12 protein-coding genes are annotated in these 13,948 nt (G+C 63.5%); 5 read left to right on the top strand and 7 right to left on the bottom strand.

Going from position 1 to position 13,948, the window contains the following annotated elements:
• Positions 1-510: 510 nt before the first annotated feature.
• The 3 genes from DNJ95_RS18655 to DNJ95_RS18645 all read left to right on the top strand — a co-directional run bounded on the left by DNJ95_RS18655 (position 511) and on the right by DNJ95_RS18645 (position 1,903).
• Positions 511-972 (top strand): DciA family protein, encoded by a 462-nt coding sequence (locus DNJ95_RS18655; protein ID WP_131186221.1) that lies wholly within the window; start codon positions 511-513, stop codon positions 970-972.
• Between the two features lie 28 nt (positions 973-1,000).
• Positions 1,001-1,465, top strand: a complete 465-nt coding sequence (locus DNJ95_RS18650; protein ID WP_131186220.1) for a multidrug transporter — start codon at positions 1,001-1,003, stop codon at positions 1,463-1,465.
• A 177-nt stretch (positions 1,466-1,642) separates the two neighbouring features.
• Entirely contained in the window at positions 1,643-1,903 is a 261-nt protein-coding gene (locus tag DNJ95_RS18645; protein ID WP_131186219.1) for a YebG family protein, read from the top strand.
• Between the two features lie 472 nt (positions 1,904-2,375).
• Here the strand turns inward: DNJ95_RS18645 and DNJ95_RS18640 are convergent, their stop codons facing one another.
• The 4 genes from DNJ95_RS18640 to DNJ95_RS18625 form a co-directional block, all read right to left on the bottom strand.
• Positions 2,376-4,988: a LuxR C-terminal-related transcriptional regulator gene (locus DNJ95_RS18640; protein ID WP_131186218.1), complete on the bottom strand. Its 2,613-nt coding sequence runs from the start codon at positions 4,986-4,988 to the stop codon at positions 2,376-2,378.
• A 201-nt stretch (positions 4,989-5,189) separates the two neighbouring features.
• The gene (locus DNJ95_RS18635; RefSeq protein ID WP_131186217.1) at positions 5,190-6,548 is read right to left on the bottom strand and encodes a DUF1329 domain-containing protein; all 1,359 of its coding nucleotides are present in this window, start codon (positions 6,546-6,548) and stop codon (positions 5,190-5,192) included.
• An 85-nt stretch (positions 6,549-6,633) separates the two neighbouring features.
• On the bottom strand, positions 6,634-8,463 hold the full coding sequence (locus tag DNJ95_RS18630) for a DUF1302 domain-containing protein (RefSeq protein ID WP_131186216.1): 1,830 nt from the start codon (positions 8,461-8,463) through the stop codon (positions 6,634-6,636).
• A 398-nt stretch (positions 8,464-8,861) separates the two neighbouring features.
• Positions 8,862-9,419, bottom strand: coding sequence for a hypoxanthine-guanine phosphoribosyltransferase (locus DNJ95_RS18625; RefSeq protein ID WP_131186215.1), 558 nt, complete (start codon positions 9,417-9,419; stop codon positions 8,862-8,864).
• A gap of 469 nt (positions 9,420-9,888) precedes the next feature.
• On the opposite strand from DNJ95_RS18625, the gene upp reads away from it, so the two are divergent.
• Positions 9,889-10,527 (top strand): uracil phosphoribosyltransferase, encoded by a 639-nt coding sequence (upp, locus tag DNJ95_RS18620; protein ID WP_131186214.1) that lies wholly within the window; start codon positions 9,889-9,891, stop codon positions 10,525-10,527.
• Between the two features lie 2 nt (positions 10,528-10,529).
• Positions 10,530-11,795, top strand: coding sequence for a uracil-xanthine permease family protein (locus tag DNJ95_RS18615; protein WP_131186213.1), 1,266 nt, complete (start codon positions 10,530-10,532; stop codon positions 11,793-11,795).
• Between the two features lie 87 nt (positions 11,796-11,882).
• On the opposite strand, the gene DNJ95_RS18610 is transcribed toward DNJ95_RS18615, so the two are convergent.
• The 3 genes from DNJ95_RS18610 to moeB all read right to left on the bottom strand — a co-directional run.
• Entirely contained in the window at positions 11,883-12,398 is a 516-nt protein-coding gene (locus tag DNJ95_RS18610; RefSeq protein WP_131186212.1) for an acyloxyacyl hydrolase, read from the bottom strand.
• Between the two features lie 126 nt (positions 12,399-12,524).
• On the bottom strand, positions 12,525-13,322 hold the full coding sequence (murI, locus tag DNJ95_RS18605) for a glutamate racemase (RefSeq protein WP_131186211.1): 798 nt from the start codon (positions 13,320-13,322) through the stop codon (positions 12,525-12,527).
• On the bottom strand, positions 13,315-13,948 hold a 634-nt coding region (gene moeB / locus DNJ95_RS18600; protein WP_131186210.1), incomplete at its 5' end, for a molybdopterin-synthase adenylyltransferase MoeB. The genes moeB and murI, both read right to left, overlap by 8 nt.

The following is a 13,948-nucleotide window of genomic DNA, read 5'->3' as shown; positions in this document are numbered from 1 at the left end:
CCAGTACGCTGCCTCGTTGCGAGCGGATTGGCAATCAGGTGTGCGTTTTATCGTAGGCCGCTGGCGCTGTCCGGGCGTCCGTGATGTCGCGGGGCTGGCCGGGTTCACGGCGAATAATGGAAAGAGCTTATCGGCGCGGTGCCTGAATCATTTCCAGGGCCGGCTCTTTCCCTCAGGCAGCGCCGATAGTGGCTGTGCGGATGCCTGGCAGTGGCTTGCCGAGCTCTTCGCCGCCAGGGATGGCGGCGAAGAGCTACAGGGATGTATTCACGCGTGCCCCGTCCCGCCACCTGGCATTCGCACAGGGACGATGACCCCAAGATCACAACGCTCATTACCAATCCAGTCGCACGGTCCCGCCCGCTGAAGCAGGGCATATGCCTGCCCGGGAGCGAAGATGAGCGTCCATGCGATTACCCAATGCGCTACGGCTTACTGACAGCGACCGCCATGCCCTACAGGGTCGCATCTGCTAACATGCCGGTTCACTCGTTGTCCTGAGCTGACGCCATGTCCTTTCGCCCGTCGCCGGCTCGTGCACCCGCCGCCTTGCTCAGGGATGCCAAGCCACTCAAGGCCCTGTTCCACCAGGCCCGGCGCCTGGAACAACTCCAGCAACTGCTGGAGAGCCAGTTGCAGCCCGCCGCGCGGGCGCACTGCAAGGTCGCCTCCTGGCGTGATGGCTGCCTGTTGCTGGTCATCACCGACGGGCACTGGGCAACCCGCCTGCGCTACCAGCAGCGCCGCCTGCAACGCCAGTTGGCAGAAATGCAGGCCTTCGCCGGCCTGGCGCGCATCCTGTTCAAGGTACAACCGCCCATCCCCGATACCCCTCGCCCTGCGGCCGTGCCACCGCTGACACGCCATGCCGCCGACGGCATTCTCTCGGCGGCCGATGGCATCAGCGACCCCAGGTTGCGCGAAGCACTGGAGCGACTGGCACGCCACACATCCCGGGAAGAACGCGAATGAATCGACTCGCCGCCACACGGATACCCGCATGATCATCAGCGTACTGCTCATACTCGCCTGGCTGGTGCTGTTGCTGAAATACCCGCTGAAAGCCCTGCCCGTCTCACTGGGCGCCCTGCTCGGGCTGGGCCTTATCGCCGCCTGGGTGCTCTGGCAGGAGCATCGGGAAACGAGCCGGCTGGCCCACCTGGAACTGGAACTGCTCTACGCGCCGGCGCATTGTCCCGCGGCTCGACCGTTATCGCTGAAACTGCTCAACCAGAGCGAACGGCCCTTGCAGGACCTGCGTTGGGAAATAGCGGCCTATGCGCCCGGCTCGGCGCTCAACCTGGTCCAGAGCAACTATGACGCGCCACGCTATCGCGGCCCCGGCGACTTGCTGCCAGGCAAGCATTGGCAAACCTGCCTGCCGCTGCCGCCGCTACGCCCCGGCTACCGGCCGGAGACCCTGGAATTTCGCGCCGAGCGGTTGCAAGGACACTTCAAGCCATAACGCAAAGGCGCCGTGAAGGCTGGAACAACAACGGCGGCCCGTGCTTTCAGCCTCCAGCTTTCCAGCGCCGTTTTTGGCTCCTTGCAGCGCATGCCGCGACCACCCGGCGCTTGCCAAGCGCCTCCAACCCGAATACTGTATAAAAAAACAGTAACCAACCCAACAGGAGAGTGGTCAATGGCCGTGGAAGTGGTGTACCGCAGCAGCCGGGACCTGGAGCGTCTTTTCATGGATAAAGCAGAAGCCGATCGTCACGACAGGATGCTCGAACTGGCCGAAGCCCTGGCTACGGCCCTGCACAGGGCATCGCCAACGCTGACGGACCAGCAGTGCGAAGATATCGGCATCTATATGGCGAAGAACCGCGAAGTCTTCGCCAAGGCATTCAAGAACAATCCCGAAGCGCTGGCAGAGCTCCCGGATGAGGCGCAGCCCTGAAACACCGCCTGTCGTGTTAGCAATGGCGGCTGCCATAGCGACAGTCGCGCGAAGCCCGTGGCGGGCTCATGGAGCCTGCTCACAACTGCCTGCGGTAGTTCTGACGCGATTGCCAGGCCAGTCGGCGAAACCGGTGCGCATGGCGCACAGGGGTGCCCTGGCTCGCGGGGTTTTGAGCAGGCTCTCAGAGCCAGGTCTTTCAACATGTTGCCTGCGGTTGTCGTAGCCCACTTCTATTATCGCTTCGGTGTGCAGCGTACGACGCCCTTCTCCCCTTGCGGGAGAAGGGATGGGAAAGAGGGGTGGTACCCGCCAGGGTACTTCTGTGATGACACTCAGTCCCGGACTGCCTGACGGCAGCCCCCCCTCCCCGGCCCTCTTCCGCGAGGGGGGTCATCTGCGTATGCACGGATACCCGCCGCCCAGTCGTCCCCACTGCTCGCCCTGGCAAATACCTTGAAAGGCATGCTTCTCAGAGCCAGCCGCGCGCCTTGGCCAGGGCCACCGCCTGGGTACGGCGGGAAATACCGAGCTTGCTGTTGATGCGCCGCGCATGGGTCTTGACGGTATGCAACGAGATGAACAGCTGCTCGGCAATTTCCTGGTTCGAGCAACCCTGGGCAATCAGCCTGAGCACCGTCAACTCACGATCGCTCAGCGACGGCTCACCGGACTCCTGCGCTACGGGCGCCTGCTGTGCCTGGCGCAACAGGCGCTCACGCAGGCTCCCGCCTCCCGGCAACACCCTGGCCAGCCACTGGGGGTGGCGCTGCTGCAGTTCATACAGAGGCTTGACCAGGCCCTGCCGGGCCGCTTCATCCAGAGCCTTGCGCATTACCTGCTCGGCTTCCGCATACCGGCCATCGCCATGCAGCGCTTCGGCCAGGGTGAAGCGACACTCGCAGGCCAAAAGTGGATGCTGCCGCAGCTGGTGTTCGTCTATCAGCCCCTGCAATTGAGCGCTCGCCTGATCGGCTCGCCCCTCCAGCAATTCGATCAGCGCCTGGTAGCGGCGTACCCTGGGGAGTAGCTCATAGAAACCAGAGGGCGACAGGTAGCGCCCGCCGGCATACACCGACGTGATCTGCTGGAAAGTATTGCGCGCCGCTGCCAGCTCGCCACGATGCAGGCAGGCCAGGCCACTGACCAGTTGGAAAATACCGCGGAAGCGCGATTCCGGGACATGCCGCCACTGCGCCAGGCGCTCGGCCTCGTGCAGCCACTGGTAAGCGCTGGCGAACATATGGCGACGCGCCGCCAGCTCCGCCTGCCCGACATAACCGAAGAACGCGTAGGCATCGGCGCACATTTCCGCTTCCAGCCGCCCGCACCGGTAGGCATCTCCGGCTTCGTCATCCAGGCCCATGCACGCCAGCAGATGCCCTTTGAGCAATTGCAGGCGCCCGATTATCGGGCTGTGCCTGACCTGGCCACGCAGGATCTCCAGGCTTTCATCCAGCACGCTGACGGCCCTGTCCAGTTCGCCGTCGAGTTCCAGCAACTGTATACGGTCGATACTGAGCATCGCCTCGTACAATGCACTGCCCTTGAGCCGCGCCAGGCGCATGCCCTGGTTGTTGTATTGCTGCGCCAGTTCGCCCTGGCCTTCGGCCATTGCCTGCTGCGTCAGCACCTGACAGCACAGCACCCGTTGCGCCCAGGCATGTTCCGGCAAGGCCTCCAGGGCTTGCAGGCAATACTCGCGCGCCTGCGGTTCACCGCGCAGGCGCGCCAGGAAACCATGCAATGCCTGCCAATGCGCCAGCAGTTGCACCTGGCGCCGGGCGTCGGGCTGCGGAAAGAAACGCCCCAGCTCCAGCAGGCATTCCTCCGCTTCATCGAGGCGGGCGGCCAGGATCAGCGCCCAACCATGCAGAATGATCAGCCGCGTGGTACTGCCGAACAGGTCCTGTGGCATCTCGGCCCGCCACTTGAGGAAATACGAGACGTTGTCATCGATCAGCAATTGCTCCTGCCCGTAGCGCTGCAGGAAGTTCGCGGCGACATCGGGTTGCCCGGCCTTGAGCGCATGTTCGACGGCATCGCGCATATCGCCCCGGGCGGCGAACCACTGGCAGGCCCGCACATGGACCTGTGTCGGCGCCTGGACCGCCATCAGCGGCAGGATCATCGCCAGCGGACGCCACAGGCGAAACCACTCGCCACAGTTGTCGGTCGCCCGCATGAACAGTTGCCGGGTCTTGAGTGCCTCGAACAAACCCTCCCGCTGCCCCTCGAACAGATGCCGGCACAGTTGCGCGGAGAAACGCGGCACGCACGCCAGGGATACCAGCGCCTGGCGTACGTCTTCTGCCTGTTCGTCGAGGATTTCCCGCTGCACATAATCGCGCAGCAAGGGCGTGCCGGCGGCCAGACGCTCGCGCAGAGCCTGTTCATCGGCGTGCAGCAACATCAGACAGACGCCGGCCGGCCAGCCCTCGCTGCCTTGCAGGAGTTGCTGGAACAATGTCTCGGTGACAACCAGCCGGTGCTCCAGCAGCAGCCGTCGCAACTCCTCGGCATTCAGCGCCAGGGCTTCGGCCTGTACCTCATGGAGGTCGCCCTGGAGGATCAGCCTCGGCAATTTCCAGGGCGGCTGGCGCCGACTGCTGACCCACCAACGCACCGACTCATTGGGCACATCCAGCAGGCGGTCGATACAGGCATCGAGCTGTGGTGCCGGGGCCCTGGGATAATCATCCAGCACTATCCACAGCGGCCTTGCGACACGTTCGAGCAAAAGAATCAGCGACGCTTCAGGCTCCAGCCCCTGCTCGGGGTCACGCCCCAGGCAGGCGCACAGGCGTTTCAGCAACTCGTCGATCGAGCAGGCACGCCCGCCCAGGTCCAGCCAGAGCAGGTGTGTGTCGCCAGGCTTCTGGCGCACGCACTCATTGATCAGGACACTCTTGCCAAAGCCGGCGGGCGCGCACAAAAGGCGCAGCCGGCAATCGTCGGCCAGCAACCGCTCGCTCAGGCGCATGCGGGCGATATGCGCCGGCGGCAGGCGGGGCATCCGCGGAGGCAGCGGCAGTGCTACATCGGTTGGCGTACTGACCGCATGCGGGTCGAAGCGTACGGACATGGCAGCGATTCTCTTGTTATGGTCGGCGCCCTGACACTCATAGTGTAGCCAGTTCCCAGACCGCACTACCCAGTTCGTCTGAAATGTACACCGTCCCGGCCAAAGCCACCGCCACAAAGTGTAAGGAAGCGCCCTGCCACGAAAGCGAAGGGCGACCCCAGGGGTCGCCCTTCACCGGCTCACTGAGGCAAGCCCTGCGCCTCAACGCACGCCGGCATTGCGCAAGGCCGCGGGGGTGAAGTCCCGGGCCGAGGCACGGTGCCCGAACTGCTGCGGCTTCTCCTCGTTGTTCATGCCGATGGCGATATAGCGCCCGGAAATGATGTCGTAGAGCGTCTCCACCACATAGGCCGGCACCTGGTGCTGGTAGTACTGCACCGAATGCGCCTCGCCGATCCGCCACAACTGCCCCCGGCCGTCATACAACTCGGACTGCACGATGGCCCAGGTGTCCTCGTCGAGGAAGAAACGCCGCTTGGCGTAGATGTTGCGCTCTCCACTCTTGAGGGTCGCCTCCACTTCCCAGACCCGGTGCAGTTCGTAGCGGGCCAGGTCCTGGTTGATATGACCCGCCTTGATGATGTCCTTGTACTTCACGTCACTGGAGGCGAGTTCGTAGCTGTTGTACGGAATGTAGATATCCTTCTTGCCGACCAGCTTCCAGTCGTAGCGGTCGGGTGCGCCACTGAACATGTCGAAGTTATCGGTGGTGCGCATACCATCCGAAGCCGTACCCGGGCCGTCGTAGGCGACCTGGGGTGCGCGCCGCACGCGCCGCTGCCCGGCATTGTAGAGCCAGGCCTGGCGCGGCTCCTTGACCTGGTCCAGGGCTTCGTGCACCAGCAGCACATTGCCGGCCAGGCGCGATGGCGCCGTGACCCGCTGCTTGAAGAACAGCAGGACATTCTGCGCCCGCTCGGGATCGAGGTCCGTCATATCGCTCGGGAAGGCCACCTCATCCTCGAAGTTCACCAGCGTATAGCTGCCATTGGCTTGTGGCGTGGCCTGCACGATGGTGCGCCGCACATTGCCGCCTCGGTAGCGGGTCAGGTGATTCCAGATGGCTTCCAGGCCATTACTTGGAACAGGAAAGGCGTAGTAGCCACTGTTGAAGTCGCTCAGGCCATTGCCGCTTTCCGAAAGCCGGGTATTGAGTGCGCTGTTCCTGGCCACTTCGTAAATGTGCTCCGGCAGGGCGGCCGTGCGGTGGCTCTGGAATACTCGCATCCGGTAGCTGTCGGGGTAGCGCTTGAACATCGCCAGTTGCCCGGCGGTGAGCTTGTCCTGGTACTGTCCGGCATTCTGCGCGGTGATGACGAACAGCGGTTGCTCATCCTTGAAGGGATCGGTCAGGTGGCCATTCTTGAGCGGCGCGGCATTGGTCGGCAGGCCGCCCGTCCAGGCGGGGATGCTGCCATCGGCATTGCCGGCTTTTTCCGCCCCCAGCGGGGTCAGCGTCGTGCCCAGCCGTCCTGCGTCTTCAGCGGAAACCGCGGCCATGACACTGCCTGCGAGCAGTGAAAGCGCCAGGATACTGAACAGTCTTTTTGTTGTTTTCATATGCTTTCCGTTCCTTTTGATCTTGAGCGTTAACCGAAACCCCACATGACGCCGCCAGCGACCGGCGCTGGCGGCAAGACATGCATCAGAAGTTCAGCCCGACACTGAATGCGAGGAAGTCCCGGTCGACCAGCGTGTTGTATTTGCCTCCGAAGAAGTCGGTATAGGAAAGACCGACGGTGTAGGTGTTCTGGTATTCAGCATCCACGCCGAAGCTGATCGCCTTGGCGCCCTCGTTGAACAGCCCGTTGGGACCATAGCCGTCGACATCGTGGGAGAAGGACAGGTTCGGCTTCAGGTTGATACCGGCGAAGACGCTGTTGTAGTCGGCAATCGCACGCAGGCGATAGCCCCAGGCGTTGGAAGTGACGAAGCCATTCCAGCCATAGCGTGCCGCAGCATCGATATTGCTTTGCTGGGTACCCGCCGGCGATCCGAAAATCGGGTCGCGGCCATAACGCACATCACGCTTGCTCTCCAGCCCGCCGACATGCACATAGGCGACTTCACCCACCAGGGTGACCCGCTCGGCGCCCATGACCTGGTCGAAGAAATGCGTGAAGGTGGTCTGCAACTGGCTGATTTCCTTGCGCCTGTAGCCCTTGTGCTCCAGCCCAGAGGTCGCCAGGGCTGCGGGAAGATTGGGCGAAGCGGGGTTGCCCAGCGCCTCGAGCACACTCAGGGCCAGGCGCCCGGTCATGTCGACGGTGTTGATCTGTACCGGCGCATTGGGGCGATAGCTGACTTCGCCGCTCCAGGCCGTACCGGTCGGCAACACCGTGGAGAAGCTCAGGCCATAGAGGCGGATATCTTCCGGGTATTCGAGAAAGTACTGGCCCCGCCCCAGCAGCGCCGCCTGCGCGCCGAGCAACCCGAGCATCGGATTGCTCATGGCCCCCAGGGCGCTCATCAGGCCTGCGCTGTCGGTATTCTTCATTCCCAGGTTGGGCGTACGGCTGTGGTAGTTGATGAAATACGCCCCGTACTCCGTCGCATCGCCCAGCCAGCGGAAAGCCAGGCCGAACTGGCCGGAGTCACGCGCATCCCGGTCGCCCCCCCGTGGTACCAGCAGGCCCTCGCTCGAAACATCGACGCCCAGCGCCCCGGAGAGCGCGGCTTGTTGCGCCGCCGAGAAAGGCCCGAGGACATGGTAGTTGCGGTCACAGCCATCCTGCGCCACATCGGCGGTGGAGAAGAATGTCCCGCAATTGTCGACGACGGTCTGGTCCCACTCGAGCTGGTAGAAAGCCTCCATGCTCAGCCGGTCGCTCAGGCCCTGGGAGACATAGAGCATATTCACCGGGATCAGGCCTTCCTTGATCTCGGCGCCAGGACGGCGGAAGGCCGCCGCATCCAGAGGGTTGACCGCGTTGATCGAGTTGCCGATGAAGGTGCTCTCGCCCCAGCTCACCACCTGCCGCCCGACCCGCACGGTCCCGGGCAGGTTGGCCACGGAATAGTTGTGGTAGAGGAAGGCATCGAGGATCTGGCCACCCGAGGACTGCGCGCCTTCCTTGCGGTTGCGGTCACTGATGTCCTTGAAACGGCGTCCTTCGTCCTTCAGTTCGAAGTCATACCAGTACTTGCCGCGAATGAAGGCCCCGCTGTCGCGGTAGCGCAGTTCCAGGTCATGCACACCCTTGAAGATCTTCGAGAAAGTCTCGCCTTTCCTGAAGTTCAGCCGCCCGTCGTCGCCGGTCTGGGTGAAACCGGTTCCGCCATTGCTGATCCCGACCAGGTCCCTGTCCGGGCTGGCCATCGACCAACTGGCACCGATGGAAAGCGAGGAATCGAACTGCCCCTCGATCTCGCCGATATTGAAGTTCACCGCATACACCGGCGTTGCCAGCCCCATGGCGATGGCCAGGGCAACGTGCGAAGGTTTGAATAGGTCCTGTCTTATTGTTTTTATCATGAGGCGCTCCTGATGGATTCTCCGTGCCCCCAACCCTAACCAGAGGATTGCGTCGGGTTAAGCGCACCAAGGTTTGATTCAGCATGTAATCCTTTAGTGCTAATGGCCGCTCCAATCCAGCGATTGGCGGCAATGCGGGCCACGACACCCTGCTCGACCGTTCGCATATCCGGCAAAGAGCCGCGCCGGGGCCTGCGGAGCAAGCGCCCGCGAACCTGGCGAGCATACGGTCGCCAGCGGGGCTCTGGTAGCGAAACGACCCTGGGGCTCCGGCGGGGGCCGGTAACAACGCAGGGGGAAGAAAGGAAACAGCCTCTCCCCGTTCAAGACTTCCCGAATTCAGCAGGCTGCAAACACTTCCAGCTTGAAGCCTGCCGCTGCCATGCAACGGCAGCCCTTTACAGCCCCTTGACCGCGAAGATGCCCGGCGCATTGCGCCAATAGCCCTTGTAATCCATGCCGTAGCCGAACACATAGCGATCGGCGCAGACCAACCCGGTATAGGTCGCCTTCATGCCGGGGCGAGCCTTGCGCTGATGCGCCTTGTCCACCAGTACCGCGGTGTGCACGGCGGCGGCGCCGGCATGGTGGCAGAAGTCGATGATGGCGCTGAGGGTGTGCCCCTCGTCGAGGATGTCATCGATGATCAGCACATCACGGTCGATGAAGGAAACTTCCGGCTTGGCCTTCCAGAACAACTCGCCACCACTGGTCTGGTTGCGGTAGCGGGAGGCGTGCAGATAGGACATTTCCAACGGGAAGTCCAGCAGCGTGGCCAGCTTGCCGGAGAAGATCAGCCCCCCGTTCATGACGCAGAATACCACCGGATTGCGTTCCGCCAGTTGTTGGTTGATCTGCCGTGCGACCGCCCTGATCGCAGCCTCCACTTCGGCTTCGTCGTGAAGGCAATCGGCTTCAGCCATCACCTGGCGGATATGTGCAAGATCGGCGGACATGAGCAACGCTCCCAATTGACAGGCATGAGCCCGGAAAAAGCCGCTGAAGATAACCAGCCAGCCTGCCTGCGGCAAGCACGCCGGCATCTTCCCCATTGGAGATGGCCCTACGGCAAAGAGCCGACAAGGGCGCTGGAAAGCCGGAGGCTGTACGAAAGAGCGTGGCAACCGGTGTTTTTCGTCCAGCGCTCCAGCCTACAGCGCTTTTATCGAAGCAGTTTGCCCGCGAATAACGGCATAGCAGGATCGGGTTGGCAACCAGGCCTGAGGTTCATCGTTCGCCGCTGGCGCTGTCCATGTGTCCGTGAAGGTGCGAGCCTGCTGGCTCTTTCTGCCGGCACCGCCGAGCGTGGCCATGTAGAGGCTTCGCCCAGTACGGCCAGGTGAAGCGATGCGCCGCGAGCGGCGATGGATTACCCTAGCGCCAATTACCTCAGAACCCGTTCACGACCTACAAACCGGAGCCCTCATGCCCATTCACGAGATTCGTCACCCGCTGATCCGCCACAAGATCGGCCTGATGCGTCGAGCCGATATCAGTACCAAGAATTTCCGCGAACTGGCTCAGGAAGTTGGCTCCATCCTGACCTACGAAGCCACCCGCGACCTGCCCCTGGAAAACGAGCAAATCCAGGGCTGGTGCGGCACGGTGCAGGTCGAGAAGATCTCCGGCAAGAAGATCACCGTGGTGCCCATCCTGCGCGCCGGCATCGGCATGCTCGACGGCGTGCTCAGCCTGATCCCCGGTGCCAAGGTCAGCGCGGTCGGCATCGCCCGCAACGAGGAAACCTTCCAGGCGCAGACCTACCTGGAGAAACTGGTGCCGCAGATCGACCAGCGCCTGGCCATGATCATCGACCCGATGCTGGCCACCGGCGGCTCCATGATCGCCACCATCGACATGCTGAAAAAAGCCGGCTGCACGGAAATACGCGCCCTGGTACTGGTGGCCGCCCCCGAAGGCATCGCCGCCGTCGGCAAGGCCCACCCGGACGTGGACATCTATACCGCCTCGATCGACCAGCACCTGGATGAAAACGGCTATATCGTCCCGGGGCTGGGCGATGCCGGCGACAAGATCTTCGGCACCAAGCAGAAGGATATCTGAGCATGCCCGGAATACCCCAAGAACCGACCTGGCGCCAGGCGCTGTCCGGCGCCCAGATGCTGTTCGTGGCATTCGGCGCCCTGGTGCTGATGCCATTGATCACCGGCATGGACCCGAACGTGGCGCTGTTCACCGCAGGCCTGGGCACCTTGCTGTTCCAGTTGACCACCGGCCGCCAGGTTCCGGTATTCCTGGCGTCGAGTTTCGCCTTCATTGCACCGATCCTCGCTGCCAAGGGCGAATTCGGGCTGCCGGCGGTACTCGGTGGCGTGGTCGCCGCCGGCGGCGTCTACATGCTGCTGGGGCTGGCCGTGCGCCTCAGGGGGCCGGGCTTCATCGACCGCCTGTTGCCGCCGGTGGTGATCGCCCCGGTGATCATTTCCATCGGCCTGGCGCTGTCGCCGGTCGCCGTCAACATGGCCATGGGCAAGTCCGGCGACGGCAACACGCAACTGGTGCCCTACGCAACCGCCATGCTGATTTCCATGGCGGCGCTGCTGACCACCCTGCTGGTCGCCGTACTCGGTCGCGGACTGTTTCGCCTGGTACCGATCCTGGCGGGGGTCGCGGTGGGTTACGGGCTGTCTTTCGCCTTCGGCATCGTCGATACCAGCGCCATTGCCCAGGCACCGTGGCTGGCCATGCCCAACTTCGTCGCGCCCGAATTCCACTGGGGGGCGATTCTGTTCATGGTGCCGGTGGCACTGGCGCCCGCCATCGAGCATATCGGCGGAGTGGTCGCCATCGGCAGCGTCACCGGCCAGAACTACATCAAGAAACCCGGCCTGCACCGCACCCTGCTGGGCGACGGCATCGCCACCTCGGCCGCCGGCCTGTTCGGCGGCCCGCCCAACACCACCTACGCCGAAGTCACCGGCGCGGTGATGCTGACCAAGAACTACAACCCCAGGATCATGACCTGGGCTGCGCTGTTCGCCATCGGCCTGGCCTTCGTCGGCAAGTTCGGCACCGGCCTGCTGAGCATCCCGGTACCGGTGATGGGGGGCATTCTCTGCCTGCTGTTCGGCTCCATCGCCGTGGTCGGGCTGGGCACGCTGATACGCCACCAGATCGACCTGTCCGAGTCGCGCAACCTGATCATCGTCTCCGTGACGCTGGTATTCGGTATCGGTGGCATGGTGATCGGTAACAGCGAATTCAGCCTCTCCGGCATCTCCCTGTGCGCCATTACCGCGCTGCTGCTCAACCTGCTGCTACCCGGCGGGCAGGGCTGGCGCAACAAGCGCTTGAATGAAGACCAGCCATAAGCTGGAAGCTGGAAGCCAAGCAGCGGCCCGTTGTGGAAGCGGGCATCAAGACGGGACCTTCCGCTTCCAGCTTCACTTCAAGCGCGTCTAGAACGAGTGGCGGTAGTGCAGCGTAAAGCTTTCCACCCCGTCATTCGGCTTCTTGATACCGGCATTGGAATAGTGGAGGGCGCGGATACCGACCTCATGTCCACCGGCAAAGCGCAGGCCCGCGCCGATACGGTCTTCGAACTGGAACGAGGAACTCAGGTCGTTGCGCTCGACGCGGGTATTCTCGAACGCCGCGATGCCGATACCCGCTTCGATATAGGGCCTGACCGACTGCCCGGCGAACTCATAGACGAAAACCGGCGTCAGCGACAGGCTGTGGTTGCTCGATGCCTTATCCCCTTCCCAGTAGGTGTAGCCGGCGTCCCAGTACCCGGTCAATTTGCCGACCCCCGTCTCGAACCAGCCACGCCCGAAATCCCACTGCGCACCGATCCGATAGGTATTGGTCGACTCCCCGGTTCGCCCGACCGCTGCCGTGAAATCGACGGCCTGCGCCAGCACCGGGCCAAGCGAAAACGCCATCACGGCGGCCATTGCAATGCTCTTTCTCATCAGGTCTTCCTTAGTCGAATGCCATGTTTTTCTTCTGTTTTTTCTTCTGTTTTTTCTTCTGCTTTTTCAGATAGCAACTGAAATAACGAGTTCCATCCCATGTTCACCAGAATCGAAGCGGCGGGCTCAGCCGGCAAAGAAATCGACCCTGGCGGCATGCCCCCAGAGCAGAGGAAGAACAGCGGACATCCGCCGAGGCTCGCCACTGCTCCAGAAACGGACACCGGCCTCGCCCGCCTCACCCGCCAGCAAGCCGCGCTCCGCCAGCAAGCCCTGCAGGCGCCGCGCCACCGCCGCGCCGGTATCGACCAGGCTGACACTAGCCGGCAACATATCTTCGAGCAAGGGGCGTATGAACGGATAGTGGGTGCAGCCCAGGATCAGCGTGTCGCAACCCGCCGCCAGCAGCGGGGCCACCAGCGCAGCCAGCAGCGCGCGGGTCTCCGCTGAAGCCAGTTCGCCCGCCTCGATACGTTCCACCAGCCCCGGGCAGGGCTGCATCACGACCTTCACATCCCGCCCCACCTGTTCCAGCAGCGCGGCGAATTTCGCGCTGCGCAGAGTCCCGGTAGTGGCCAGCACGCCGACCACACCGCTGCGCGTGGCCTGCACCGCCGGCTTGAGCGCAGGCTCCATGCCGACGATGGGCAGTTGCGGGTAGGCGGCGCGAAGATCGGCGATGGCTGCCGCCGTCGCCGTGTTACAGGCCAGCACCAGGGCACAGGCGCCCTTTTCCAGCAGAAAGGCGGCGATACGGCGGCAACGTTCGCGGATGAACTCGGGGCTCTTCTCGCCATAGGGTACATGGGCGCTATCCGCCAGGTAGATCAGCGCTTGCCCGGGCAGCCGCGCATGGATTTCGCGCAGCACCGACAGGCCGCCGACCCCGGAGTCGAACACACCGACCGCCCGCGACTCATTCATGGCCGTTCGCATGGCCACGGCCACAGACACTGCACAGGGGATCGCGCCGCACCCGCAACTCGCGGAAACGGCTGCCCAAGGCATCGATCAACAGCAGGCGCCCGCGCAGGGGCTCACCGAAACCGGCCAGCAACTTCAGCGCTTCCAGCGCCTGCAGGCTGCCGACCACGCCAACCAGCGGTCCCAGCACTCCCGCCTCGCTGCAGGTCGGCTCGTCCTCCTCGCTCTGGCCGTACAGGCAGTGGTAGCAGGGGCTATCGCTATCGCGCGGGTCGAAGACACAGACCTGCCCTTGCAGACGGATCGCCGCACCACTGACCAGCGGCCGCCGCACCCGCACACAGGCAGCATTGAGCGCCTCGCGGGTGGCGAAATTATCCGAACAGTCCAGCACCAGATCGACCGCCTCGACCGCCTGCGACAGCGCCTCGGCATCCAGCCGCGCCGCGATCGCCTGCAAGCGCACATGGGGGTTCAGCGCCGCCAGCCGGCGCATCGCCGACTCGACCTTGCGGGTACCCAGGGCGGCGGAGTCATGCAGTACCTGGCGCTGCAGATTGCTCACATCCACATCGTCGAAATCGGCCAGATGCAGGTAGCCAACGCCCGCCGCCGCCAGATACAGC

Source organism: Stutzerimonas kirkiae (genome assembly GCF_004327335.1).
Classification (GTDB): domain Bacteria; phylum Pseudomonadota; class Gammaproteobacteria; order Pseudomonadales; family Pseudomonadaceae; genus Stutzerimonas; species Stutzerimonas kirkiae.
The sequence above is the reverse complement of the archived record's forward strand: the minus strand, read 5'-3'. Positions and strand labels throughout refer to the sequence as shown.